General features: G+C 62.8%; 31 protein-coding genes. 18 read left to right on the top strand and 13 right to left on the bottom strand.

Annotation, left to right across the window (positions count from 1 at the left end; translation table 11 throughout):
• Nucleotide 1 precedes the first annotated feature (1 nt).
• The gene (locus GO014_RS10420; RefSeq protein WP_343030897.1) at nt 2–850 is read left to right on the top strand and encodes a 23S rRNA (adenine(2030)-N(6))-methyltransferase RlmJ; all 849 of its coding nucleotides are present in this window, start codon (nt 2–4) and stop codon (nt 848–850) included.
• A 3-nt stretch (nt 851–853) separates the two neighbouring features.
• On the opposite strand, the gene GO014_RS10415 is transcribed toward GO014_RS10420, so the two are convergent.
• Genes GO014_RS10415 through rlmN form a run of 3 tightly spaced genes read right to left on the bottom strand, consistent with a single transcriptional unit; the run spans nt 854 to nt 2,816 of the window.
• Nucleotides 854–1,213 (bottom strand): HNH endonuclease family protein, encoded by a 360-nt coding sequence (locus tag GO014_RS10415; RefSeq protein ID WP_116587371.1) that lies wholly within the window; start codon nt 1,211–1,213, stop codon nt 854–856.
• A complete protein-coding gene (locus GO014_RS10410; RefSeq protein ID WP_116587370.1) occupies nt 1,213–1,608 on the bottom strand; it encodes a bleomycin resistance protein in 396 nt (131 codons plus the stop codon). Before GO014_RS10410 ends, GO014_RS10415 begins: the two co-directional genes overlap by 1 nt.
• Nucleotides 1,608–2,816: a dual-specificity RNA methyltransferase RlmN gene (gene rlmN, locus GO014_RS10405; protein ID WP_157290258.1), complete on the bottom strand. Its 1,209-nt coding sequence runs from the start codon at nt 2,814–2,816 to the stop codon at nt 1,608–1,610. Before rlmN ends, GO014_RS10410 begins: the two co-directional genes overlap by 1 nt.
• A gap of 191 nt (nt 2,817–3,007) precedes the next feature.
• On the opposite strand from rlmN, the gene gluQRS reads away from it, so the two are divergent.
• Nucleotides 3,008–3,853 (top strand): tRNA glutamyl-Q(34) synthetase GluQRS, encoded by an 846-nt coding sequence (gene gluQRS / locus GO014_RS10400; protein ID WP_157290257.1) that lies wholly within the window; start codon nt 3,008–3,010, stop codon nt 3,851–3,853.
• Here gluQRS and GO014_RS10395 read toward each other — a convergent pair.
• Together GO014_RS10395 and GO014_RS10390 are read right to left on the bottom strand one after the other, a co-directional pair.
• Nucleotides 3,850–4,221 carry a DUF4260 domain-containing protein gene (locus GO014_RS10395; protein ID WP_157290256.1) on the bottom strand — a complete coding sequence of 124 codons (372 nt, stop codon included), beginning with the start codon at nt 4,219–4,221 and terminating at the stop codon, nt 3,850–3,852. The two genes, gluQRS and GO014_RS10395, sit on opposite strands and share 4 nt — an antisense overlap.
• 17 nt (nt 4,222–4,238) lie before the next feature.
• Nucleotides 4,239–5,198 carry an NAD-dependent epimerase/dehydratase family protein gene (locus GO014_RS10390; RefSeq protein ID WP_157290255.1) on the bottom strand — a complete coding sequence of 320 codons (960 nt, stop codon included), beginning with the start codon at nt 5,196–5,198 and terminating at the stop codon, nt 4,239–4,241.
• Nucleotides 5,199–5,286: 88 nt separating this feature from the next.
• On the opposite strand from GO014_RS10390, the gene GO014_RS10385 reads away from it, so the two are divergent.
• From GO014_RS10385 to GO014_RS10365, 5 genes are all read left to right on the top strand, one after another.
• Nucleotides 5,287–6,201: a LysR family transcriptional regulator gene (locus GO014_RS10385; protein ID WP_157290254.1), complete on the top strand. Its 915-nt coding sequence runs from the start codon at nt 5,287–5,289 to the stop codon at nt 6,199–6,201.
• Between the two features lie 7 nt (nt 6,202–6,208).
• Nucleotides 6,209–6,403, top strand: coding sequence for a twin transmembrane helix small protein (locus tag GO014_RS10380; protein WP_157290253.1), 195 nt, complete (start codon nt 6,209–6,211; stop codon nt 6,401–6,403).
• Nucleotides 6,404–6,423: 20 nt separating this feature from the next.
• On the top strand, nt 6,424–7,017 hold the full coding sequence (locus tag GO014_RS10375) for a cob(I)yrinic acid a,c-diamide adenosyltransferase (RefSeq protein WP_157290252.1): 594 nt from the start codon (nt 6,424–6,426) through the stop codon (nt 7,015–7,017).
• Nucleotides 7,018–7,130: 113 nt separating this feature from the next.
• Nucleotides 7,131–7,739 (top strand): rhomboid family intramembrane serine protease, encoded by a 609-nt coding sequence (locus GO014_RS10370; RefSeq protein ID WP_157290251.1) that lies wholly within the window; start codon nt 7,131–7,133, stop codon nt 7,737–7,739.
• 91 nt (nt 7,740–7,830) lie between these two features.
• Nucleotides 7,831–8,022 (top strand): putative motility protein, encoded by a 192-nt coding sequence (locus GO014_RS10365; RefSeq protein ID WP_157290250.1) that lies wholly within the window; start codon nt 7,831–7,833, stop codon nt 8,020–8,022.
• Between the two features lie 229 nt (nt 8,023–8,251).
• On the opposite strand, the gene GO014_RS10360 is transcribed toward GO014_RS10365, so the two are convergent.
• Complete coding sequence (locus tag GO014_RS10360) at nt 8,252–8,914, bottom strand: TlpA disulfide reductase family protein (protein ID WP_157290249.1); 663 nt, start codon at nt 8,912–8,914, stop codon at nt 8,252–8,254.
• Nucleotides 8,915–8,936: 22 nt separating this feature from the next.
• On the opposite strand from GO014_RS10360, the gene argH reads away from it, so the two are divergent.
• The 3 genes from argH to lysA all read left to right on the top strand — a co-directional run bounded on the left by argH (nt 8,937) and on the right by lysA (nt 12,542).
• Complete coding sequence (gene argH / locus GO014_RS10355) at nt 8,937–10,385, top strand: argininosuccinate lyase (RefSeq protein WP_157290374.1); 1,449 nt, start codon at nt 8,937–8,939, stop codon at nt 10,383–10,385.
• Nucleotides 10,386–10,444: 59 nt separating this feature from the next.
• Nucleotides 10,445–11,164, top strand: a complete 720-nt coding sequence (locus GO014_RS10350; RefSeq protein WP_157290248.1) for a gamma-glutamylcyclotransferase — start codon at nt 10,445–10,447, stop codon at nt 11,162–11,164.
• Between the two features lie 118 nt (nt 11,165–11,282).
• On the top strand, nt 11,283–12,542 hold the full coding sequence (gene lysA / locus GO014_RS10345; RefSeq protein WP_343030896.1) for a diaminopimelate decarboxylase: 1,260 nt from the start codon (nt 11,283–11,285) through the stop codon (nt 12,540–12,542).
• Nucleotides 12,543–12,568: 26 nt separating this feature from the next.
• Here lysA and GO014_RS10340 read toward each other — a convergent pair whose 3' ends face one another.
• Both GO014_RS10340 and GO014_RS10335 read right to left on the bottom strand, forming a co-directional pair.
• Complete coding sequence (locus tag GO014_RS10340) at nt 12,569–12,976, bottom strand: response regulator (RefSeq protein ID WP_116587319.1); 408 nt, start codon at nt 12,974–12,976, stop codon at nt 12,569–12,571.
• Between the two features lie 10 nt (nt 12,977–12,986).
• A complete protein-coding gene (locus GO014_RS10335) occupies nt 12,987–13,901 on the bottom strand; it encodes a zinc-ribbon domain-containing protein (protein ID WP_157290373.1) in 915 nt (304 codons plus the stop codon).
• A gap of 209 nt (nt 13,902–14,110) precedes the next feature.
• Between GO014_RS10335 and ftsE the strand changes: the two genes are divergently transcribed.
• From ftsE to GO014_RS10315, 4 genes are all read left to right on the top strand, one after another.
• Nucleotides 14,111–14,773 (top strand): cell division ATP-binding protein FtsE, encoded by a 663-nt coding sequence (gene ftsE, locus GO014_RS10330; protein WP_104894858.1) that lies wholly within the window; start codon nt 14,111–14,113, stop codon nt 14,771–14,773.
• Nucleotides 14,766–15,695: a cell division protein FtsX gene (locus GO014_RS10325; protein WP_157290247.1), complete on the top strand. Its 930-nt coding sequence runs from the start codon at nt 14,766–14,768 to the stop codon at nt 15,693–15,695. Before ftsE ends, GO014_RS10325 begins: the two co-directional genes overlap by 8 nt.
• Nucleotides 15,696–15,764: 69 nt before the next feature.
• Nucleotides 15,765–16,577, top strand: a complete 813-nt coding sequence (locus GO014_RS10320; protein ID WP_157290246.1) for a lysophospholipid acyltransferase family protein — start codon at nt 15,765–15,767, stop codon at nt 16,575–16,577.
• A gap of 118 nt (nt 16,578–16,695) precedes the next feature.
• Nucleotides 16,696–17,037, top strand: a complete 342-nt coding sequence (locus GO014_RS10315; RefSeq protein WP_157290245.1) for a hypothetical protein — start codon at nt 16,696–16,698, stop codon at nt 17,035–17,037.
• On the opposite strand, the gene GO014_RS10310 is transcribed toward GO014_RS10315, so the two are convergent.
• Nucleotides 17,025–17,609, bottom strand: a complete 585-nt coding sequence (locus GO014_RS10310; RefSeq protein WP_157290244.1) for a gamma-glutamylcyclotransferase — start codon at nt 17,607–17,609, stop codon at nt 17,025–17,027. The genes GO014_RS10315 and GO014_RS10310 overlap by 13 nt on opposite strands.
• A 151-nt stretch (nt 17,610–17,760) precedes the next feature.
• Here GO014_RS10310 and GO014_RS10305 point away from each other — a divergent pair, with 151 nt between their 5' ends.
• Nucleotides 17,761–18,732 (top strand): DUF2125 domain-containing protein, encoded by a 972-nt coding sequence (locus tag GO014_RS10305; RefSeq protein ID WP_157290243.1) that lies wholly within the window; start codon nt 17,761–17,763, stop codon nt 18,730–18,732.
• A 114-nt stretch (nt 18,733–18,846) separates the two neighbouring features.
• Here GO014_RS10305 and GO014_RS10300 read toward each other — a convergent pair whose 3' ends face one another.
• The 3 genes from GO014_RS10300 to GO014_RS10290 all read right to left on the bottom strand — a co-directional run bounded on the left by GO014_RS10300 (nt 18,847) and on the right by GO014_RS10290 (nt 22,045).
• Nucleotides 18,847–19,818, bottom strand: a complete 972-nt coding sequence (locus GO014_RS10300) for a prephenate/arogenate dehydrogenase family protein (protein WP_157290242.1) — start codon at nt 19,816–19,818, stop codon at nt 18,847–18,849.
• On the bottom strand, nt 19,815–20,909 hold the full coding sequence (hisC, locus tag GO014_RS10295) for a histidinol-phosphate transaminase (protein WP_157290241.1): 1,095 nt from the start codon (nt 20,907–20,909) through the stop codon (nt 19,815–19,817). The genes GO014_RS10300 and hisC overlap by 4 nt, the downstream gene beginning before the upstream one ends.
• Before the next feature lie 404 nt (nt 20,910–21,313).
• Complete coding sequence (locus GO014_RS10290; RefSeq protein ID WP_157290240.1) at nt 21,314–22,045, bottom strand: class I SAM-dependent methyltransferase; 732 nt, start codon at nt 22,043–22,045, stop codon at nt 21,314–21,316.
• A 104-nt stretch (nt 22,046–22,149) separates the two neighbouring features.
• Between GO014_RS10290 and gloB the strand changes: the two genes are divergently transcribed.
• Together gloB and GO014_RS10280 are read left to right on the top strand one after the other, a co-directional pair.
• A complete protein-coding gene (gloB, locus tag GO014_RS10285) occupies nt 22,150–22,917 on the top strand; it encodes a hydroxyacylglutathione hydrolase (protein WP_157290239.1) in 768 nt (255 codons plus the stop codon).
• A 155-nt stretch (nt 22,918–23,072) separates the two neighbouring features.
• Nucleotides 23,073–23,324, top strand: coding sequence for a hypothetical protein (locus GO014_RS10280; RefSeq protein WP_157290238.1), 252 nt, complete (start codon nt 23,073–23,075; stop codon nt 23,322–23,324).
• A gap of 3 nt (nt 23,325–23,327) precedes the next feature.
• Here the strand turns inward: GO014_RS10280 and GO014_RS10275 are convergent, their stop codons facing one another.
• The gene (locus GO014_RS10275) at nt 23,328–23,780 is read right to left on the bottom strand and encodes a hypothetical protein (protein ID WP_246204541.1); all 453 of its coding nucleotides are present in this window, start codon (nt 23,778–23,780) and stop codon (nt 23,328–23,330) included.
• A gap of 171 nt (nt 23,781–23,951) precedes the next feature.
• Here GO014_RS10275 and GO014_RS10270 point away from each other — a divergent pair, with 171 nt between their 5' ends.
• Complete coding sequence (locus tag GO014_RS10270; protein ID WP_343030914.1) at nt 23,952–24,428, top strand: VOC family protein; 477 nt, start codon at nt 23,952–23,954, stop codon at nt 24,426–24,428.
• Nucleotides 24,429–24,506: the final 78 nt, after the last annotated feature.

Genomic DNA, 24,506 nt, shown 5'->3' with positions numbered 1-24,506 from the left:
CGTGAATTACCGGCACGCCTTCCACGCCGGCAATTTTGCCGATGTGGTCAAGCATACCATCCTCACCCGAATTCTGACCTATCTGATGCGCAAGGACGCGGCCTTCCGGGTGATCGACACCCATGCCGGGCTGGGGATTTATGACCTTTTTGGCGACATGGCCGAGCGCACCGGGGAATGGCGCGACGGCATTGACCGGGTCATGGCCGCCGATCTGCCTCCTCCCGTGGCCGAATTGCTCGCGCCCTATCTCGATGCGGTGCGTGCGCAAAACCCCGATGGCAATCTGCGCTATTATCCTGGCTCGCCCTTCATCACCCGGCACATGCTGCGCGAGCAGGACCGGCTGATGGCATTCGAGCTCCATCCCATGGACGCCAATCGCCTCAAGGAAAATTTCACCGGCGATTTCCAGACCCGCATCACCCAGCTCGATGCCTGGAACATTTTCGGCACCCATTTGCCGCCCAAGGAAAAGCGGGGCCTCGTACTGGTCGATCCGCCCTTCGAGGAAAAGGGCGAATTTACCCGCATGGTGCAGAGCCTCGAAAAAGCGCACAAGCGCTGGCCTGGCGGCACCTACGCCTATTGGTATCCGATCAAGGAGCCGGGCGAGGTCGAGACCTATGCCAAAGCCCTCAAAAAGACCGGTATTCCAAAAATCCTGCGGTTGGAACTCACCATCAGGGCACCTTCCGAACCGCCGCGCTTGCACGGCACAGGCATGGTGGTGGTCAACCCGCCCTTTGTGCTGGAAGAGGAAATGCGCAAGGTTCTGCCGGTGCTGGCGGAGCTGCTGAGCGACGAAGGTCGCGGGCAATGGCGCATCGATTGGGTGGCGGGGGAGTAGCGCCTATGCTTTTCGCTTGCGCGTTCTCCGCGTTTGCGCGTGGAAAGCCGGTGGTTTGGTTCTCACCCATGCCACGAACTCCGCGATTTCCGGATCGGCCTTGAGGCTGTCGATATCGGCGAGCCTGCTGGCCAATTCGGCCTCTGAAAACCGGGCATGAATGGCATTGTGACAGATCTGGTGCAGGCGCACCGTGCCCATGTGCGTGCCGCCCTTGAGTCGTGGCACGAGGTGATGCCGGCTCGATCTGGCCTCAGGCGGAATGGGCCGGTCGCACAAAGGGCAAACAAGCGGTTGCCGCTTTGCCGCCGCATCTTCAACAGCGGCAATGGCCTGTTCGATCTTACGGGCCGAGGGCCGCATCACACACGCTCGCAGAACCGCAGCAGATAGCCATCGGGATCCTGCACGCAGAATTGGCGCTGCGTCACTTGGTCCCTGGCCGTACGATAGGTTCGGGTCTCGATGGGCTGAAAGAGGTCGATACCGGCTGCCTCGATCCGCGTACAGATCGGATCGATTTCCGTCACTTCTATCTGGAAGTTGACGCCCCGTCCGAGCGGCGGCACCAGCGGGCCAGTGATCCAGTCCCGGCCCTCGCCAATCTGGTCCAGCATCAGTTCCGCCGGGCCAAAGGCGAGATAGGCAAAGCCCTCTTCGGGCCGCTCATAACGCACCGCAAAGCCCAGCACATCGCAATAGAAGCGGCGGCTGGCCGCAATGTCGGAGACCGAGAGCTCGGGAACCAATGCCGGCATCACAGCGTCAGCAGAGCGTCCCGGTCTTTTCTGGAAAGCCGTTCGCTCTCGCTTTTGAGCTGCCCGCAGGCGGCGAAGATGTCGCGGCCGCGCGGCGTGCGGACCGGGGAGGCATAACCGGCCTTGTTGACGATATCGGCAAAGCGCTCAATGCGGCTTGAGGGCGAGGTGCCATAGTTCGAACCGGGCCAGGGGTTGAACGGGATCAGATTGATCTTGGCGGGGATGCCGGCCAGCAGCCGAACCAGTTCGCGCGCCTCGGCATCGCTGTCGTTGATGCCGTCGAGCATCACATATTCGAAAGTGATGCGGCGCGCATTGGACAGGCCCGGATAGGTCTTGCATGCTTCAAGCAGTTCTTTGAGCGGCCATTTCTTGTTGATCGGCACCAGCACGTCGCGCAGATCGTCGCGCACGGCATGGAGCGAAATCGCCAGCATGACGTCGATCTCGCGACCGGTCGGCTCGATATAGGGCACGACGCCCGAGGTCGACAGCGTGATGCGGCGCTTGGAAATCGACATGCCATCGCCCGCCGAGGCAATCAGCAGCGCCTGCTTGACGTTCTCGTAATTATAGAGCGGTTCGCCCATGCCCATCATCACGATATTGGTGATGGCGCGGGTTTCCCCGCCGGGCACCAGGCCCCCGTCATCCGGACGCGACCCACCGGGAAAATCGCCCAGACGCTCGCGCGCCATCAGGATCTGTCCCAGGATTTCCCCGGCGGTCAGATTGCGCACCAGCTTTTGCGTGCCGGTATGGCAGAATGAGCACGTCAGTGTGCAGCCCACCTGCGAGGAGACGCAGAGCGTCCCGCGGTCGCTTTCCGGAATATAGACTGTTTCCACCTCGACCGCCGGCAGGTTCGGATTGGCCGGATCGCGGAAGCGGAACAACCATTTGCGCGTCCCGTCGACCGACACCTGCTCGGAGACGATCTCGGGACGGTCGAGATTGAAGGTGTCGCTGAGCTTTTGCCGCACCGGCTTGGCCACATTGGTCATGCGCTCGAAATCGGTGACCCCGTTCACATAGAGCCAGTTCCAAAGCTGGCTGGCGCGCATGCGTCCTTCCTTTTCGGAAACCACGTCATGGCTCACCAGCGTCTCGGCCAGCCCTGCCTTGGAAAGGCCGATCAAGGACGGGCGCATGGTCGGCGCGGGACGGACGGCACTGGAATGGTCAATATTCAGCGCAAGGCTCATGGCAGGCACATGGGGCTCGACAAAAATGCGGGAAGTGCGCGCATGTAGCACAGCCGCCAATAAAGCGCAAAGCATCGCGCCCTCACGAAGCGCTGAAGACCATTCTGGCCATGCGCCCAATCCCGCGGGCTTTCGTTCAGGCGCCCGGGCGCCTATGAAGAAAACAACCACCCATCCCGAAACAGCGCCCAATGTCCAAACCCGTCCTGCGCTTTGCCCCCAGCCCGAATGGCCCATTGCATCTGGGCCATGCCCTCTCGGCGCTCGTCACCTGGGACGCGGCGCAAAAGCTGGGCGGCATGGCGCTGTTGCGCATCGAGGATATCGACACCACCCGCTGCAAGCCCGAATTCGTCGCGGCTTTGTTCGAGGATCTCCACTGGCTGGGCCTTTCCTGGCCCGAGCCGGTGCTCTATCAGTCCGAGCGGTTCGAGCTCTATGCTGAGGCGGCCAACCGCTTGCGCGCCATGGATCTGCTCTATCCCTGCTTCTGCTCGCGCAGCGATATCGCGCAAAACGCCACCGGCACCGATCCCGACGGCGCTCCGCTTTATCCCGGCACCTGCCGGCATATGAGCAATGCCGAACGCATCGAGCGGCTCGAGCGCGGCGATCCGGTGCAGTTCCGTCTCGATACCGAGGCCGCCATGGCCCGGACCGGCCTGCTGACCTTTTCCGTGATCGGCCCAAGCGTGTTGGACCGGCCGCAGATCCGCTATGCCCGGCCCGAGCGCTGGGGCGATGTGGTGCTGCAGCGCAAGGACACGCCGACCAGCTATCACTTGAGCGTAGTGGTCGATGACGCCGCCCAGACCATCAGCCATGTCACACGCGGACGCGATCTGGAAGCGGCCACCGATATTCATGTGCTGCTGCAAATGCTGCTCGGCTTGCCTGCGCCGATCTATTTCTTCCACCGCCTGCTGCTTGGAGATGATGGGCAGAAACTGTCCAAGTCGAAGGGCTCGCAAAGTCTGGCGGATCTGCGGGCCCAGGGTTGGACACCGGACGATGTGCGGCGGGCGGTGGGGCTTTAGCCTGCTTTGCCCAGCCGTCCCAGATGGGTGTCCTTGAAACTGGTCTGGGCCTTGAGCCCATAGCCCAGCATGCGGTCAAAACCGGAATGGGCCATCCAGAGCGCGCCCAGCGTGGTCAGCAAAGGCAGGCCGAGCAGCCCACCCATCGCCACAAGTCCGGCCCCGAGCGCATAGACATGAGCCAGATTGTAGACCCAAGCCCCGATCCGCGTGCCTGCGCCATAGGCAAAAAAGCTCAAATCAGGCGCAAAGAACACCAGCAGGGCAGCCCACCAGGGCAACACCGGCGTCATCTGCCCATAAAGCGCCAGCGCGGCGACGAACACCAAGCCACCTTCGATCCGCTGCCATACAATAACGTCTTTCATTACATGAACTCCCGGACTCAGGCCGCGTGCCGAGCATCCGACCGATCTGCGACCAGTTCGGTGACCGTGTCGGCAACAGCTGTCTCAAAGGGCGTGGTGAAGCCGGGGCCGAGCAAAGCATCGAGCCGCGGATCGACCAGTTCCATTTCGTTCAGCCACAAATAGCGCATGCGATAGACGTCGCGCATTACGGGGTTGAACAGCCCGATTGCGCGCAGCATCCACCAGGGCAGCGGTGCCACCTCGACGGGCTTGGGCAAGGCATTTTGTGTCGCAGCCATGACCTGCCCGTGACTGACCCAATGGCCGGCAAAATGGTCGTTCTCGAACGCCTTCATTTCAGCCCGCCGTGCGGCCAGCACTGTGAAGGCGCGCGCCAGATCGGGCAGATAGGCCCAGCTATGGCGCGTTTCGAGGTCGCCCAGATGGTAAAGCCGCCCCTTGGCGTAATCCATCAGCATGGCGGCATCAAACCATTCGTCCCGATTGCCCGGCCCGAAAAAATCCCCGGCGCGCAAAATAATCACCTGGAACCCATGGCGGGCCGCCGCGTCGCGCAGCATCTGTTCGAGCCGGATGCGGATTTCGCCGCGCGGCTTTTCCCCACTCTCACGCAGGCCGGGGCCAATGGTGCGGTCGCTGGCGCGGTAATTATAGATTGTGCCGGGAAACAGCAGCGTCTTGCCGCTGCCCGCCATGGCATCGAGCACCACCTGCAATTGCTTTTCGGCCCGTCCATCGCCCCATTGGTCATAGCGCAAATGTAGCGCGTGAACGACGACATCGGCTTCGGCGATGGCAGCGCGGACCACCACAACCTCATCGGCGTCGCCCTTGAAGAACTGGGTGCCCGCAACTGGCTTGCGATTGCTGCGCCCCAGGCCCGTGACCCGCCAGTTCGCATCGCGGAAGGCGATCATTGCCGCATTGCCGATATGGCCATTGCTGCCAAGAACAGTGACTTTTCCCGTTTGCATCTTGTGCTCCTTGCTGTTGCTGGCGAGCAAGATGCGCGCTACGATGATGAATAGCGATTGCGCAATTTTCTCGGTCTAATATACAATAATGAATAGCAATCCTGACTGGACGCTGTGGCGCAGTTTTGCGGCGGTGATCGCCGAAGGCTCGCTCTCGGCCGCAGCGCGCCAGCTCGGCCTCAGCCAGCCGACGCTGGGCCGCCATATCGAGGCGCTCGAAGCCGCCCTGGACCTGCCATTGTTCGAGCGCAGCCTGACCGGCCTCAAGCCCAACGCCACCGCCCTCAAGCTCTACGGTTCAGTTGATCGTGCCCGCTCTGCGCTGGCCGAGGCCGCCATCCTGGCCGCCGGCGCCCAGAACGAGGCGCACGGCACGGTGCGGCTGACCGCCAGCACAATGATTTCCAATTACGTGCTGCCTGACATATTGGCCGGCATTCGCCGCGTGCATCCGCGCATTGCCATCGAATCGGTCCCGACCGATTCGGCCGAGAACCTGCTAATGCGCGAGGCCGATATTGCCGTGCGGATGTTCCGGCCCACCCAGCTCGAGCTGGTCACGCGGCATCTGGGTGATATTCCGCTGGTCCCGGTGGCCCATGAGAACTATCTGGCCCGGCGCGGCACGCCCACCACGATTAACCAGCTCTGGGACCACGACATGCTGGGCTTCGACCGGTCCGACGCGGTGATCCGCCATGCCCGGTCCCTGGGGTTCGAGGTGACGCGCGATAATTTTCCGGTGCGCTCGGACGATCAGCCGCACTTGTGGGAGTTGCTGCGGGCGGGCCTGGGAATCGGCTTTGCCCAGCTCAATCTCGCCCGCCTTACGCCAGGGCTGGTGGTGCTGCCGCTGGACCTGGCCATCCCGCCGCTGCCTGTCTGGCTCACCACGCACAGGGAATTGTTCACCTCGCACAGAATTCGTGCCATTTATGATGCTGTGGCGGAGGGTCTGACCGCCTATATCAAAGGCGATCCAATCTCGCCTCCCTTACGTTAAGGCTATCATGGAAACCCTCGTTAATATCGCCATCGCCCTGGCCCTGCTGTTCGTCGTCATCGTTCTGGGCATGGGCCTTTGGAACATGCTCAAGGGCGGCCCGGGCAATACCAGCCAGCGCCTGATGCGCCTGCGTGTCATCGGCCAAGGTGTGGCCCTGGTCCTGCTCCTGGGTGCGCTCTTCTTCTTTGGGCGCGGCTAGATCGGGCGCTGGGTGGCATCATGGTCAAGCTCAATACGATCTATACCCGTACCGGCGATGCCGGCACGACGGGGCTGGTACGGGGTCCGCGCCGCGCCAAGCATGATCTGCGGGTCGAGGCCTATGGAACGGTTGAAGAAGCCAATGCCTTTGTCGGCCAGGCGCGCCTGACCGCTGCCACCCGACCGCGCATCGATGCAGTGCTCTCGCGCATTCAAAACGATCTGTTCGACCTCGGCTCGGACCTGGCGACACCGGGTGCCGATGCGCCCGATGCGGAACATCCGAGCCTGCGCATCCGGCCGGTCCAGACCATCTGGCTCGAGCAGCAGATCGACCAGTTCAACGTCGCTCTCCAGCCCCTCACCAGCTTCATCCTGCCCGGCGGCACGCCATTGGCGGTTTCGCTGCACCTGGCCCGCACGGTGACCCGCCGGGCCGAGCGGCTGGTTGCAGCGCTGCTCGAGGCCGAACCAGAGACCAGCGTGGAAACGCTGCGCTATCTCAACCGCCTCTCGGACCTGCTTTTCGTGCTCGGCAGGGTGGCCAATGACAATGGCGCGGGCGATGTCTTGTGGGTGCCAGGCAATTATGGTGACGTAGCCAGAGGCTGAGCAGCCCAGCTCTTATCGCGCAGCATTGGAGACTGGTCCTGTTCCTGCCCCTGCATGACACCAACCCCATCCGCCATGTCGATTTCCCCTTCGTCACCTATGGGCTGATGGGCGTGACGATCCTGGTCTTCCTGATCCAGTCGGTCCTGTCCCCGGCAGCTTTTGATCAGGCGACTATCAACTTCGGGATGATCCCGATCGTGGTGCGCGATCTCTATCCCCAGCCCGTGCCGTGGTTGCCCGACTGGGCGAACCTGGTGACCTATGCGTTCCTGCACGCCGACTGGCTGCATCTGCTTTCCAACATGCTGTTCCTCTGGGTATTCGGTGACAATATCGAAGACGCCTTCGGGCACATCAAGTTCCTGATCTTCTATCTCGCCTGCGCGGTTCTGGCGGCCCTTGCCCATCTGCTGTTCAATCTTGATGGCAATGGTCCGCTGATCGGCGCTTCGGGCGCCGTAGCCGGGGTCATGGGGGCCTATATCCTGCTCTATCCCCACGCCCGGGTTTTTGTGCTGGCCCGCATTGTCTGGCTCATTCCGCTGCCCGTGCCCGCCTTCTGGATGCTCGGCTTCTGGATCGCCACCCAGCTTTTCTTTGTCGTGATGGGCTCGGACGAGCCGGTGGCCTGGTGGGCGCACCTAGGCGGATTCGCCGCCGGCCTGGGACTGGCGCCCTTGTTCAAGAGCCGAAAGGTGCCACTGTTTGGCGGACGTTAGGCGCATTACTCGCAAAAGCGGGCAAACGGCCAACAAATTCTTAACCCGGCTTAACTAATCTGAGGGCGATCCAACCATCAGGACCGGACCGTTGAATACCGATCTCTCCACCAATTTGCTGACCGCACAAACGGCGCTGACGCAGAATTCGGTGCAGATTGCGGTGTTCAAGAAGGCCCACGAGATGGAATCCAACCTGCTCAATTCATTGATGCAGACCGCGCTCGAAGCGCCGGCCGCTCCGCCGCCGGGCCAGGGCCTCAAGATCGACAAGCAGGCCTGAGGCCAATGCGATGGGCACCGCCGCCGGCATTTCCCCATCCGTCACGATCGACCGCTGGTGCATGAACGCGGTGCCCCGCAAGACAGACACCTGCTCGAGGTCGCCCGCCTGCGCGCCGATATAATGCAGGTCCAGGCGGTCAAAGCGGCCGCGCCAGGCCCACCACCAGCTTGGCCAAAGCGCCCGTCAATGGCGCCGAGGTCGACTTGCTGATCTAGGGCCGGCCGCCTTATCCCCGCAAGCCGATCAGCGCTTCGACAACCGCCTTGCCATCCTCGCTGTGCCATTCGGCCGGCCCTTGCAGGACAGCCAGCTCGCATCCCTCTGGATCAAGCAGCAAGGTCGCCGGCAGGCCTATGGCGACCGCCTCGCGCTTGAGGCGCTCGAAGGCCGCGAAGGTGTTGTCGGCATAAAGCGGCAGATTGGCAAACTGCCCTTCGTCGAGAAAGTCTTGCGCTTTTTCCAGCCCGCTCTCGCCAATATCGAGATTGATCGGCAACACCATGAAGCGGTCCGAGTTATATTCGGTGGCAATGGCATCTAGCGCCGGCATCTCTTCGCGGCACGGCACGCACCAGCTCGCCCAGAAATTGACCAGCAGCGCCTTGCCGGAAAAATCGGCAATGCTCATCGGCGTTCCCGACGCATCGTTGAATGCCATGTCGGCATAGCCGCGGCCCTCGCCCGTGCCATTAAGCGCGGCCAGCTCGCCGACCGCTGCGGCGTCAATGATCTGGGCCGCCGCCTGCTGCACCGGACATTCATTGGCCGTCCCGGCATTGCCCAGCATCAGCCATGCCGCTATAGACCCAGCAACAACGACCACCCCCGCCGCAATGGGCAGCGCCCAGGAAAGAGCGGATCGGGGGCCTTTTGAGCGGGTAGTTTCCATGGTGTCTCCGTCGGACAAGGCTCTGAGCAACAAGATGTGGGGCGGCCGCTTTGCCGAAGCGCCCGATGCCATCATGGAGGAAATCAACGCCTCCATCGGCTTCGACCAGCGCCTCTACCGCCAGGATATTGCCGGATCGAAGGCCCATGCCACAATGCTCGCCGCGACGGGCATTCTGACGCAGTCCGACCGCGACTCCATCCTTGCCGGTCTAGACGAGGTTCAGGGCGAAATCGAGCGCGGCGATTTCACTTTCTCGCGGGCGCTCGAAGACATCCATATGAATGTCGAAAGCCGGCTGCGCGAAAAGATCGGCGATGCCGCCGGGCGCCTGCACACGGCCCGCTCGCGCAACGACCAGGTGGCCACCGATTTCAAGCTCTATGTGCGCGACTATATCGATACGCTGGTGCGTCAGATCAAAGCGCTGCAACTGGCGCTGGTGACGCGGGCCGAGGAGGAGGCCGAAACCATCCTGCCCGGCTTCACCCACTTGCAGAACGCCCAGCCCGTGACCTTCGGCCACCATCTGCTCGCCTATGTCGAGATGCTGGGCCGCGATGCCGGCCGGCTTGAAGATGCGCGCGCGCGCCTCAATGAAAGTCCGCTCGGCTCGGCGGCCCTGGCCGGCACCCCCTATCCGATCGATCGCGACATGACCGCGACCGCGCTGGGCTTTGACCGGCCCACTGCCAATTCGCTCGACGCCGTCTCGGACCGTGATTTCATTCTCGAAACCCTTTCGGCCGGCGCGATCTGCGCCATGCATCTGTCGCGCTTTGCCGAGGAAATGGTGATCTGGTCGTCGGCCCAGTTCAGCTTCATCAAGCTGTCCGACAAGTTCACCACCGGCTCCTCGATCATGCCGCAAAAGCGCAATCCGGACGCCGCCGAACTGGTACGCGCCAAGATCGGCCGCATCCTGGGGGCGCTCAATTCGCTGCTTGTGGTGATGAAGGGCCTGCCGCTCGCCTATTCCAAGGACATGCAGGAAGACAAGGAAGTCGCCTTTGATGCCCTCGACGCTCTTTCCCTGTCCCTGGCGGCCATGACCGGCATGGTCACCGACATGCAGCCCAACCGCGACAAGATGCATGCCTCGGCCTCCGCCGGCTTCTCGACCGCCACCGATGTCGCCGACTGGCTGGTGCGCGAGCTCAATATTCCCTTCCGCGACGCCCATCACATCACCGGCCAGGTTGTTTCCATGGCCGAGCAGAAGGGCTGCGGCCTTGAGGGCCTGACCATCGAGGATTTCAAGCGGATCGATGAGCGCATCGATAGCCGTATCCACAAGGTGCTGACCGTCGAGGCCTCGGTGGCCGCCCGCGCCTCCTATGGCGGCACCGCCCCGGCCAATGTGCTGGCCCAGTCCGCGCGCTGGAAATCGGCCCTCACCGGCGAGCAGCACGAGCCACGCCCTCTCAAAGCGAAAAAGCAAGGTGGCCATGGCGATAGTGGGGTTGAGTAAGCCGGACCATTGCTACAATCTCTCCCTCTCCCCATGCGGGAGAGGGTAAGGGACCGGAAATGACGCGACCCCCGCGACAGATGCGCCTGAGCGCGCGCCATGTTGCCTATCTCCAGCCAGACGAGATCTTTGAAGCCCTCCCCGCGCCACCGCCCGGCATGCGGGAAGCCAGCCAGGAAGACCACCAGGCAACTATTGCGAGCCTGTTCGAAGGCCCCGACCATCACGATGAAACCTGGGTTTTTGCCTATGGTTCGTTGATCTGGAAACCAGCCTGCGACTACATCGAAATGCGCACCGGCCTGCTGCATGGCTGGCACCGTGCCTTTTGCCTGGGGTGGAATACCCGCTTTCGCGGCAGCGAGGAAAATCCCGGACTGATGCTGGCGCTTGATCGGGGTGGCTCGTGCAAGGGCGCTCTCTATCGCCTGCCGCCCGACCGGCGCGATGAGTGCCTGGTCAAGCTGTTCGAGCGCGAAATGGGCTGGGTGCCCACCGCCTTTCCACCGCGATGGGTAACGGTGCGGACCGGCGAGCGCGTGATCCGGGCGCTGACCTTCTGCATTGACCGCAATTCCGGCCGCTATGTCTCAGGCCTGTCCGAAGCCGAGATTGCCGATGTGCTGGCTAGCGCCACCGGCACCCGCGGTTCTATGGCCGAATATCTGCACGCCACGGTCGACCATCTCGAGCAGATGGGCATCCACGACCCCCATCTCTGGCGGCTGCAACATCTGGTCGCCGAACGCATCGAAGCCGCTTATGAGGCAGATCGATAAGTCTGGCTTTCGTTTTGATCCTGCCTGGACTAGAGGTGCCTGCAACGAAGGACAGCGTCGGCGATCCGTTCACCTCCGGTGATCGCATGGCGGCTGTATCGACCCAACGGGGCATATTGTGGTTCATCACTTCAATCATCGCGACGGCGTGCTTTTCGCCGAAGACGTCAATCTCAACGATCTCGCAGACCAGGTCGGTACGCCGTTCTATGTCTATTCCAGCGCCACTTTGCGGCGGCATGTCCGCGTGGTGCGCGACGCCTTTGACGGCATCCCCACGCTGACTGCCTATGCAATGAAGGCCAATTCCAACCAGGCCGTGCTCAAGCTGATGGCCTCGGAAGGCTGTGGTGCCGACGTCGTTTCACTGGGCGAACTCGAACGCGTGCTGGCCGCCGGCTTTGCGCCAGACAAGATCGTCTTTTCAGGCGTTGCCAAGACAATCGCCGAAATGCGGCGCGGCCTCCAAGTCGGCATCAAGTGCTTCAATGTCGAGAGCGAGCCCGAGCTTGAGCGCCTCTCCACGATCGCTGCCGATATGGGGCTGACGGCAAAGGTCTCCGTCCGCATCAACCCCGATGTCGACGCGCGCACCCATGCCAAGATCTCGACCGGCAAGTCCGAGAACAAGTTTGGCATTTCCTATAAGCGCGCTCGCGAGGTCTATAGCCGCATCGCCGCATTACCCAATATCGAGGCGGTTGGCGTTGACATGCATATCGGCAGCCAGATCACCGATCTCGAACCCTTCGGCAATGCCTTCGGCCTGATGGCCGAACTGGTCACCGAATTGCGCGCCGACGGCCATCAGATAGAGCATATTGATGTCGGGGGCGGTCTGGGCATTCCCTATGATCACGATCAGGAAGCCCCGCCGCACCCCGAAGCCTATGCCGCCGTGGTGCGCGACAAGGTCGGGCAATTGGGGTGCGCACTGGTCATCGAACCGGGGCGCCTGCTGGTCGGCAATGCGGGCATTCTCGTTACCCGGGTCGAATATGTGAAGACGGGCGACAAGGATTTTGTGATCGTCGATGCAGCGATGAACGATCTGCTGCGCCCCACCCTCTACGAGGCGCATCATGACATCCAGCCGGTCAACCCCTCCAATCTGCCTCCGATCACCGGCGACATTGTCGGCCCGGTTTGCGAAACCGGCGACTATCTGGCCAAGGACCGCACTATTGCCGGGGTCGAGGAGGGCGATCTGCTCGCGGTGATGAGCGCTGGCGCCTATGGCGCGGTCATGGCCTCGACCTATAATTCGCGGCCCCTGATCCCCGAAGTGCTGGTCGATGGCCCGCGCTGGCACGTCATCCGTCCGCGCAAATCGCTCGACGAGCTGATCGCGCTGGACAGCGTGCCCGACTGGATCTGATCAAACTGAGGGGCCTGTGTCTCGCGCTACTGCAGTGACCGCCGCGCCAGAGGCACAACTTCCACCGGCCGACCGTTGAGCGCATCATCGACCTTTTCAAGTAGATCGACCAGCGTGAACGGTTTCGCGATAACGTCGTAGATGAGGGCGTCCAGCCCATGCGCCCGCTCGCGCTGATCGGCAAAGCCGGTCATCATCAGGATGGTGACCTCAGGATAGGCTGCGCCCACCTGCAGCGCCAAGGCAATGCCGTCCATGACCGGCATCTTGATATCGGTCAGCAGCAGGTCAAAACGGCCGGCCTCTGCCTCCATAGTTTCGGCGGCCAGGCCACCATCGTCTTCTGCCACCACCTCGTGGCCCTTCATGGTGAGGGCACTGACGACAAAGGCGCGGACAGACGGATCGTCTTCGGCAACGAGGATGCGAGCCATGATTGCTCTCCTAGTGTTGGCCACTGGCGGCCGGGGCCGCATGTGTCTCTGCGGTCGGCGCCGCAGGTGTTTCCGGAACAGGCGCCGCCTGGCCCTGCATAGTCTGTTGCGAACCATTGCCGCGCCCACCAGCCATGCCCGACTGCCCGGCAAAGCTCAGGCGCACCCGCACCGCTTCACTGGGCGGCAACGACAGCCTGGTATCGAAAGTTGCGCGTTCTCCCGCCATGAGGTCCCGAACCCGTGGTGAAACGCTCCATTCATAAATCGCCTGTCCGGTCTCATCGAGCAGGCTGACCACGACTGGCGGCACGGCCACCGGGCTGCCGGACTGTCCCACGATCTGCGCCGAGACGGTCAGCACGTCGTTGCCATCCGAGAGCGCCTTGAGCGTTTCGAGGTCGGCAAATTCGAGGCCGACCACATTGACCCCCAGGCCAATGGATTCATAAAGCCCGGCCAGATCGGGATAGCGCTCCACGATCGGCAAGCGCCAGAAATAGGCGCCGCCAACAATGCCGGCCAGCAGGATCACACCGGCAATCCGCGCGCCGCGCCGCAATCTGGCCAATGGCAGGCGTGAGGTCATGGCGTTCTGGCGGCGGGAGAATTCCTGTTGCTGCTTTTTCAGTTCCGCCGGATCGATGCCCTCCGCCAGGCCATTGAGCGGCGGTGAACTGGCGGCGGGCCTTTTGCCAGCCACCGTCTTTTCCTCGGCGCTCATGGCCTCGTCCAGCGCATCTTCCGCCATGGCATCGAACAGCTTGTTGGCCTCGACATCCGCGGGCGTCTCGGGCGCATCGGACTGCGCGCCCTGGTTCCAGGCTTGATGGCAATGCGCGCACTGCACCTTGCGACCAGCCGAGCCAATGGCCTCATAGGTCACCTGATACTTGGTCTGGCAATGCGGGCAGGTGATGATCATCGGGCGCGCGGATTTCCGTTCGGGTGTGCGACCCTATCCCTTGCGGGGTTAAAACTCCTCAAACCCCGGCCTTCACCAAAATTGTGCCGCTTTCCCCCGGCCAATGAGGGCGGCATGCCGCGTGGATGGGGTCGCGCTGCTATGATGGGGCAAAGCTGATTCGCTTTTGCACCGCCTTTTATTGCCCGATGACCCGGGAGCACTGCTTCTTGATCGAATTTTCCGATGTGGGCCTGCGCTATGGCAATGGCCCTGAAATCCTTAAAGACCTGACCTTTTCGATCGAGCCGGGCTCGTTCCATTTTCTGACCGGGCCGTCCGGCGCGGGAAAGACCAGCCTGCTGCGCCTTCTGCTGCTGTCCAACAAGCCCAGCCGCGGCAAGGTCACCATGTTCGGCGAGGATGTGGGCAATCTTGACCAGGACCGGCTGCTGCAGATGCGCCGCCATATCGGTATCGTGTTCCAGGAATTTCGCCTGCTGGACCATCTGACCACTTTTGAGAATGTCGCCCTGCCACTGCGCGTATTGGGGCAGCCGGAAAGTGAATACCGGCCCAACGTGATCGAACTGCTCGAATGGGTGGGCCTGGGCGAACGCATGCACGCTCTGCCCACCCTGCTTTCGGGCGGCGAAAAGCAGCGCGCTGCCATTGCCCGCGCCGTCATTGCCCGGCCCAAAGTGCTGCTGGCCGACGAGCCCACGGGCAATGTCGACCCTGACCTGTCCAGCCGGCTCGTGCATCTGTTCGCCGAGCTCAACCGCACATTGGGGACCACCATTATTCTGGCCACCCATGAATTGCCGCTGCTCGACCGCTTCCCTTATCCCCGCATGGTGCTGAACAAGGGGGAGTTGACCATCCATGATTAGGCAATTGCTCGCCCTGCTGCCGCGCCGCGGCGGCGCCGCCCCCATCGTCCCCGAAAGAAGCGTCGCCGGCCGCACCCTGCTGCTGCTGGTCACCATCATGGCCTTTCTTTCGGCTGTAACCCTGGGCGGCGTGGTGCTGGTGCAGAAATCGGCCATCGCCTGGTCGGCCGATGTGGGGCGGGAACTGACCATCCAGATCCGCCCGGCCGAAGGTGAAGTGATGGAATCCAATCTGCGCACCGCCGTTTCCCTGGCCCAATCGACCCCGGGCGTCGCCAGCGCCAGGGCGCTCAGCATCGAAGAGAGCCAGGCCCTTCTCGAACCCTGGCTGGGTGCTGGCCTCGACCTCTCGGTCATCGCCATTCCGCGCCTCGTGGTGGTGCAGCTTGCCGATCCGGTCGAGGCTGATGTCGCGCAGTTGCAGCGCAATCTCAGCGCCATCAATGGCGCGAGTCTGGATACCCACGCCGCCTGGCGCCAGCAGCTCAACACCATGGCCGGCACGGTGGTGCTCTCGGGCCTGCTGGTGCTCAGCCTGATCGGCGTGGCGACCGTCTTGGCGATCATCTTTGCCACCCGCGGCGCCATGGCCTCCAATCGCGAAATCGTTGATGTGCTCCACTTCATTGGCGCATCCAACAAGTTCATCGCCGGGGAATTTCAGGGACGGTTCCTCTCCATCGGCCTGCAGGGCGGGTTTCTGGGCGCGCTCTTTGCCATCCTGTTCTTTCTCCTGATCGGCATGGCCGCGGGCAGCGTCTTGCCCAGCGAAGCGACCGCGCAGGTCGGTGTGCTGTTCGGGCAGTTCCTGCTGGGCTGGGATGGCATGGCTTTCATCCTGGCCGTGGTGCCGGTGATTGCGGTACTCACCGCGATCACCTCGCGCATGACGGTGCGGCGCTATCTCAGCGAAGCCTCGTGACCCCTTGCCCTCGCCAATCGCGGTCAGCCCCGCTATGACGAACTGAGTGCCGGCAGGGCGGGGGAGCATATGTCGATCAAGGCCGCAATTCAGGCGATCCGCACCACGATCTTTTACGCGGTGTTCATCGGCCAGACGATCATCCTTGCCATCATCGCCGGGACAATCGGCATCGTCGCCGGACGGACTCGGCTCGGCTGGGCCATTGCCCGCTATTGGTGCTGGTCCAATGTGGTGTTTCTGCGGGTGCTGACCGGCATGGGCACCCATGTTGAAGGCGATGAGAATATCCCCCCGGGGGGCTGCATCATCGCTTCAAAACATCAGTCCGACTGGGACATTTTTGCGATCTTCCCCCATACCGGACGACCCGCCTATGTCGCCAAGAAGGAATTGATGCGCATCCCCTTTTTCGGCTGGGCCGCGCGCTCGCTCGACTGCATCGAGATTGACCGCCAGAAAGGCGCCCAGTCGATCCCCGCCATGATCAGCCAGGCACGCGATGCCATCGACCGAGGATGCCGCATCGTCATCTATCCCGAGGGAACCCGCAGGGCCTCACTGGCGCCGCCCGACTACCGCCAGGGCATCGTGCGCCTATACACCTCTCTCAATGTGCCGGTCGTGCCCGTGGCCCTCAATGCCGGCCTGTTCTGGGGCCGCAATAGCCTGGTCATCTGGCCCGGAACCGCACGCGCCCGTTTCCTGCCGGCGATCGAGCCGGGCCTGGCTCCGGACGTTTTTCTGGCGCGCCTGAAACAGGCCATCGAGCCCGAATCGACCCGGCTGACCCTCGAAGCGATCGACCAGGGCATTGGGCGCCCGCCGGATGGGAGGCTGCGGGAGCGTATGAACATCCTGCGCGAGACCCAAAAACACTAGATATTGACGCATCCAACGAACACATCCATAGATATAGGGCCAGCGCGGGGCGGCGCTTGACGGTCGATACAATTTGTTCTAACTTTGTTCTTCTTCTGGGGACGCAGGGGAACGTCAGATGATGCTCTCGGGTAATACACACAGAGTGGGTGGTGACCGGGCCAATGTAGTGCATTGGCAGGGCCATTCGGGCCGCGCCTATGGCCTCCGGCCCAGGGCACTCGACAAGTTCGCCATGGAAGAAGCCGAGCTCTATCTCATTGCCAAGGGGAGCCATGTGCTCTGGGTCGGCTCGACCCAGGACCTGGTGGCCGATCCGATCAGCCGCTCGCGGTTTCGTCTGGCGCTTGATTGCGCCACCAATGTGTTCAGCCTGGCGGCGCCAGAAAATCGTCTGGCCACCATCTGGGACCTCGAACAGGCCACCCCCGCCACGGCGCCGGTCGCTCAGGCCGCCTGACCCGTCCCTGCACCGGGCAGGCCTTCAGCCTCCAATTGCCGCGCCAGGCGCATCAGAGCCCTATCATTGATGCCCAATTGGGTCAGGTGATGAGCGGTGTTGAGCACATAATCGACATTGCGGCCGGAAATCCCCACCCCCGCTCGGATCATCGCCACCTGCTCCTCAAGGCTCAACTGGCCAGCGAATTGCTCATGATTCTCGTCCACCACATAGGTCAGTGCCCTTACCCGGCGGCCATCGGCCAGCGTCACTGGCCGCCAGACATCGCGGTAAACCGCCGTCACCAGTTCACGCGCATCAAGATAGGCCCGCACTTCGGCCCAGGCATTGGCGCACACTTCAAACGCCATGCCCCGGCAGGAACCGCCGCGCGTCAATCCAAAAACCAGCCCGGGCACATCCCGCGTGCCCCGATGATGATGCGATATGATCGAAAGCGAGCGATGCGCCCCGCGCAACAGCCCCAACTGCGCGCCGAGAAACGAAAAGCCGGGGTTCCAGATCAACGACCCGTAGCCAAAAACCCAGTGCGTTTTTTCAGACGCTTCGAAATCTCGTTCATTCGCCATAGCGCAACCACTTTCCCCATTAGGCTAGCGACACCAATCAGATGGGGCAAGGACATCCCAAGCCCGCCTGAGCACCCGGGGATATGTGGCGCCTGACAGGCGCGCTGCAAACCCGCTTCTGACAAGTCCGCAGCAAGGCTATGAAGAGGCCATGAAAAAACGAATCATCATCCTGGGCAGCCTGGTCCTGCTCGTCGTTATGGCCTGGACCGGTGCCTGGTTCTTCATCGCTGGCCAATTGCGTCAACAGATCGAGCTGCAGGCGCTTGCCGACGGCGAGACAGCGCCGCAACTGGTCTGCGGCAGCCTCGACATTGGCGGCTTCCCCTTCCGCTTCGATATCGAATGCGCGTCCGCCTCGGTGGTCTCGGGCGACCTGCTGGCCGAGATCCCCTATATGCGGGCCAGCGCCATGGTCTATCGGCCCAATCATCTGCTCGGCGCCGCCACCGGCCCCATTGCACTCTCCGATGCCTTTACAGGCTCGCGGCAGGAGGTGAACTGGACCGAGAGCGAAGCCAGCCTCAGGCTCGAAGATTGGCGTATAGCCCGGCTCTCCATCGTCGTTGACGGCGTCACCTGGACCGACCAGCTTTTCGGCGACACGCTGATCGTCGAGGCCGGGCATGTCGAGGCTCACCTGCTCGACATGCCCGAGATGCACGACGCCGAGGCCGGCCGCGCCGCCCTTGCCGGCTATCTGCGGGCCGAGGCGCTGTCGGCTCCAGGTATCGAGCTTACCGACACCAATGCCGAAATCGAACTGGAGGTCACAGCCCTGCCCGATGACATCCGCAACTGGGGTGCCGAGCCCATTCTGCCAGACTGGCAACAGGCAGGGGGCAAGTTGCGCATCTTGGGCATCCGCGCCAATGACGGGACCGCCGATCTCAACGCCAGCGGCGAACTAGCGCTCGACGCCCAAGGGTACCCGACCGGGTCAATCAGCATCGATTCCCTGGGCGTTGCCGAACGCATCGGCCCCTATATCGAGGAGCCCTGGCGTACCCTGGTGCTGGGCGTCCCCGGCGAGACTGGCCGGCACAGCAACCAGCTCAATTTCGCCGGCGGGGGAGTTTCCTCAGGGCTGGTGCCGATCGCAGCGCTGGCACCCTTGTTCTAGTTATTCTCCCCGATAGGGAGAATTGCTCTGGCGGCACCCGCCATTCGAGCATAGCTCTCATGGCCTTGAGCCCTCAAATCTCCCCTCTGGGGAGATTTGCCCTGTGTGACGGACTCAAGCATCATCGCCGCCGCCGTGTTCGCGCACAAAGGGCACGTCAGGGGTCGGCGGGGTTTCGTGCGGTCGGCCGAAATCGGGGGCGGCGGTTTCCTGGCCGGCATCGATGATCGAGCGACGAATGGCACGGGTGCGGGTGAACATGGTTTCGAGCGCGGCACCATCCCCATTGCGCACGGCGCGCTGCAATACCGAAAGGTCTTCGCTGAAGCGCCCCAGCATTTCAAGCACAGCGTCCTTGTTGGTCAGGAACACGTCGCGCCACATCACCGGGTCGGAGGCGGCAATGCGGGTGAAATCGCGAAAGCCCGAAGCCGAGAACTTGATCACTTCCGACTGCGTCGCTGCTTCGAGATCGGCCACCGTGCCAACGATATTATAGGCGACCAGATGCGGGATATGGCTGGTGATGGCCAGCACCATGTCGTGATGGGCCGCATCCATGCATTCGACCATCGAACCCATGGCCTGCCAGAAGCTGACGAGCTTGTCCGTATCGGCCTGCGGTACACCCTGGGTGGGGGTGAGAACGCACCAGCGCCCGGCAAACAGTTCGGCAAAGCCTGCGGAGGGACCGGAATGCTCCGTGCCGGCGATGGGATGGCCGGGAATGAAGCTGACCCCTTGGGGCACATGTGGCCCGACCACACGAACCACATGCTCCTTGACCGAACCGACATCGGAGAGGATGGCACCGGGCTCCATATGCGGCCCGATGGCTGCTGCCAGCGCCGCATAGGCGCCAACCGGAGCGCAGAGAATGACGAGGTCAGCACCGCGCACGGCCTCTGCCGCATCAAGCGTATAGATGTCGCCAAGACCCAGCTCGCGCGCCTCGTCCAGCGTTTCCTGGCGACGCGTGGCGATGGAAATGACTTCCACCAGCCCCTGCCGCCTGGCGGCAAGGGCAATCGAGGAACCGATCAGGCCGATGCCGATCAGCGCCAGCTTTTTGAAATGCACGCTCATTGGGTCTGGTCCATGGATTTGAGCACTTTGGCGACGCCGCGCATGGCGTCTTCCGAGCCGATGGAAATGCGCAACCCGTTGTCGATCCCATAGGAGGCGCCGATTTCGCGCACGATATAGCCGGCATCGGCCAGGGCGACAAAGGCGGCAGAGGCCATTTCGGGCGTGTCGAACAGCACCATGACGAAATTGGCCTGGCTGGGCACGACGCGCATGCGGTTACCGGCCAGCTCGGCGCTCAGCCAGTCGCGCCATTGCGCATTATGCGCCTTCAGCTTTGCATTGAATTCGGTGTCACGCGTTGCCGCGGCCCCCGCCATCTGCGCCGGCAAATTGACATTGAACGGCCCGCGAATGCGGTTGATCGCATCCACGATATGGTCCGGACCCACCATCCAGCCGATCCGGGCGGCAGCTAGCCCCATCTTGGAGAAGGTGCGGACCATCACGACATTTTCGTTGGTGCGCGCCAGGTCCAGTCCCACCTCGAAATCGTCGGCCGTGACATATTCGGCATAGGCATTGTCGACCACCAGCAGGATATCGGGTCGCAGACCGGCATGCAGCCGACGCACCTCGGCAGCGCTGAGATAGGTGCCGGTGGGATTGTTGGGATTGGCCAGCCAGACCACCTTGGTGCGCGGGGTGACCGCGGCCAACAGGGCATCGACATCGGCCCGGTAGTCGGTCTCCTCGACCATGACGATCATGGCGCCGGCCGCCCTGGTGATGATCGGATAGACCGAAAAGCCGTACCGGTTCATCACGGCTTCATCGCCGACGCCCAGATAGGTCTGGGCCAGCAGGTGCAGCAGATCATCCGAACCGTTGCCGCAGACAATGGAATTGGGGTCGATGCCATGTACATCGCCCAGCGCCTCACGCAGCACCCGCGACGAGCCTTCGGGATAGACCTCAAGCCGGGCGGCACCCTCGAGCATGGCGGCCAGCGCCTTGGGGCTGGCACCGAGCGGGGACTCATTGGCCGACAGCTTGATGGTCTGGCTGCCCGGCGCGCCGGACTTGCCCGGCAGATAGGGTGCAATATCGAGAATGCCGGGCTGGGGAGTGGGACGGATCGGTTCGGACATGAGACTGTTCAACAAGGCAGGAAAACCCGCGCGGACCATAGGCAAAGCCACAGGCAAAGGCAAAGCCTCTCTGAGCCTTGGGCATGGCACCCGCCATTCGGGCATGCCTCGAAGCCGCCCAGCCTTGCGGGTTGCTTCGCTGCCCTAGGGGTAAAGGAAGGGCCATTCGCGCAGAGCGCTCATGGCCTTCTCCCCTCAAATCCCTCCACTGGAGAGATTTGCCCCTCGGGACGGCTCGAAGCCGGCCGGTGGTCAGCATACACGCCTCCGCCCGATCGACACCGTGCGGCCTGCCTCCCCACCCGGGATCTCGTCAATACCGCGGGTTGTCGGTGAGGACGGGGGGATTATGGGGGAATTTCATACCCGGGGATAACTCGCCACTGATTCCGGGCCACCTGACGCTAAGTGCTGCGCGCTGTGGCCGTCGACATCCCCGGCACGCGGACATAGCGGGCGGCCCGTTTGCGGCGGGGCACGGCTGGAAACGCTTCCTTGCGGGCGCGGATACAGATGACCCCGCTCATGGCCGGGCCCAGCATCCGGCCGAAACGCTCGAAAAAGCGCGGATATCTGAGCACCAGCCGCGACTGGAATGGCGGCAGGAACAGCGCATCGCGCCAAGCTTCGGGCACAAAGCTATGGTCGCGCAAGAGCTTGTCGAGCTGGCCGCCAGAATAGGGATTGCCCTGGCCGAAGGGCGTATTGTCGCGCTGCGCCCATATGCCCCGGCGGCGCGGCACCACCAGCAGCAGATGACCATTGGGCGCAGTGACACGCCAGAGCTCGCGCATCAGCTCTTCTGCGTCCGCCACATGTTCGAGCGCATGAATGGCTACGGTCAGGTCGATGGCGGCATCGGTCAGCGGCATTTCCAGCGGATCGCACAGCACGGTGTGTGACGGCCCCTCGCGCGGCCAGGCCGAAGCGCCCTGGCGTTGGGGCATGAAAGCCAGCACCCGCTCGGCGCGCTCAAGGGTGAAGCGCAGATAGGGCGTGGCAAAACCCAGACCCAGAATGCGCCGCCCGGTCACATCGCCCGCCAGCTCCAGGACCTGCTCGCGCACCAGCGCCCGGGACAGGCGCCCGAGCGGGGATTTGTAGAACGCGATGAGACGGACGACATCACTGGTCATGGGGCGAACTTGCCAAAGCGCCGTGATCTTGTCCAATGCGGCATTGTCATTATGCGGCGGCCTCCCTAGCTTGCGGGCAGATTCCAAATCGAAGGAGACTGAATATGGGCCTGATCGTGGACGTATTCGCCGCCCGCAGCGACAATTTCGGCTATCTGGTGCATGACCAGGCCTCGGGCCGGACCGCCGCCATCGATGCCCCGGAGGCCGGCCCGATTCGCGCGGCGCTCGAGCAGCGCGGCTGGACGCTGACCGACATCTTCATCACCCACCACCACATCGACCATGTCGAGGCCATTGCCGAACTCAAACAGGCGTTTGGCACCCGCGTGGTCGGCCCGCGCGATGAAGCAGACAAGATCGAAGGGCTCGACGAACTGGTGGGCGATGGCGACACGCTCGAGCTGGGCGAGACCCGCTTTGCGGTAATGGCGACACCCGGCCATACGCTGGGGCATGTGGTGTTCCATGACGCGGAAGGCGGGCATCTGTTCTCTGCCGATGCGCTGTTTTCGCTCGGCGTGGGGCGGATGTTCGAGGGCACGCCGGGGCCAATGTGGGCCGGGCTCAAGCGCCTGCGCGAGCTGCCGGACGACACGCTGGTCTATTGCGGGCACGAATATACGCAGGCCAATGCCAAATTCGCCCTTTCCATCGACCCGGACAATGAATCCCTCAAGGCCCGCGCCGCCGAGGTGGAGAGCCTGCGCGCCGCCGGCCGACCCACCATTCCGTTCAATCTGGGCGAGGACAAGAAGGCCAATCCGTTCCTGCGCGCCGATGCGCCCGAGCTGGCGAAGCACTTTGACCTTGAAGGCGCCGATCCGGCCGATGTGTTCGCGGCTATTCGCAAGGGCAAGGACAATTTCTGACTCCTTGCCGCATTAACCCTGCCTGCCACGTGCAGGGGAATTCGTTAACAAATCGTTAGCGTCTGGCACACCCTTTGCTCCAAATGGAGCAAAGGGCCAACTTATGCGTTTCACTTCGAGACAGTTTGGCCCGCTTTGACACAGGCGAGGCGAAAATGGCCGGAAATGAAACGGAAATCGTCGGGCTTCCCGTACTGATCGAGCCGCAGCGCCTGCGGCCCTCGCTTCTGCGCTCCGAATCGTCAGCTGCCTTTGTCAGTCAGCTCATCGCCGCACGAGCCCATATGGCAACCCAGCGCGCCCGCCGTCGCACCACCCCGGAGGGCGCCGTGGGCGCCTATGGGCAGACCGCAAGACTCACCCAGCGCCGCATGCCCCAGGGCTATCGCAAGACCGTGGTCGCCTGAGGCTCAGTTCATCGAGACATCGCGGCTGGCAGAGGTGATGGAGACGGTAAAGCCGGCCACCACATCGATCAGGCTCATCACCATAAGCAGGAAGAACACCGAACTCGAGGCCGCGCCCACCAGCAGGAACTCGACGAGGAAGGCAACAAACACCACCATGGAGAGCATATGCTCGACGATCGAGGAGCGCGCCGTGTTGGTGGATTTGAGCACCTCGAAGAATAACAGGATGATGCCGACAACGAGCAGGAAGTCGCCCGCGCTGATCGCCCAGGGCATGCCCGAGGGCATGGGAATGGCAAACAGGCCGGCGCCCCAATTGGCCGGATTGCCGCCAAACAGCAGGAACACCACCAGGTTATAGGCGAGGAACGGCAGCACCAGCAGCGGGACGATGAAGCCATTGCCGCGGGGACGCGGGCCGCGCTGGGTCGGCAGAACAACGGTTTCGCTCATGGCAGGTCTCCGGTTTGACGTGGCCACCATGCCAGAGGATTCTAGCTGGAGAAAGACTTTGACCGACCTCAAAAAAGCCGTGGCGTGTCTGTTCAATTGGCGCGGTCCTGATCGTCGTATTGCCGATTGCCGCTGATCCCGCACCTGCGAACAGGAGAACGACCCATGCCCATAGCCAAGAATACCATCTGCATCTGGTATGATACCGGCGCCGAAGAGGCAGCCAATTTCTATGCCCAGACCTTTCCCGACACCCGGGTCACCGCCGTGCATACCGCGCCCAGCGACAACCCCTCGACCAAGGCGGGGGCAGTGCTGACGGTGGACTTCACGGTGATGGGCATTCCCTGCATCGGGCTCAATGGCGGCCCGGCCTTCAAGCACTCGGAAGCCTTTTCCATGCAGATCGCCACCGAAGACCAGGAAGAAACCGACCGCTATTGGAACGCCCTTGTCGGCAATGGCGGCGAGGAAAGCATGTGCGGCTGGTGCCGCGACAAATGGGGCATCAACTGGCAAATCACGCCGCGCGCGCTCTCTAATGCGATGCAGCAAGGCGGCGAGACCGCCAAACGCGCCTTCGATGCCATGATGAAGATGAAAAAGATCGACGTGGCCAGGATCGAGGCGGCGGTCAGGGGCGCCTGACAGCGAAACACCCCCTCCCGACCTCCCCCTGAAAGGGGGGAGGAGAAGAGGCGCTAGCCCGAGGCCACCGCATACACG

It is taken from the genome of Devosia marina (assembly GCF_009758415.1).
Classification (GTDB): domain Bacteria; phylum Pseudomonadota; class Alphaproteobacteria; order Rhizobiales; family Devosiaceae; genus Devosia; species Devosia marina.
This window is presented reverse-complemented; position numbering and strand designations above follow the sequence as displayed.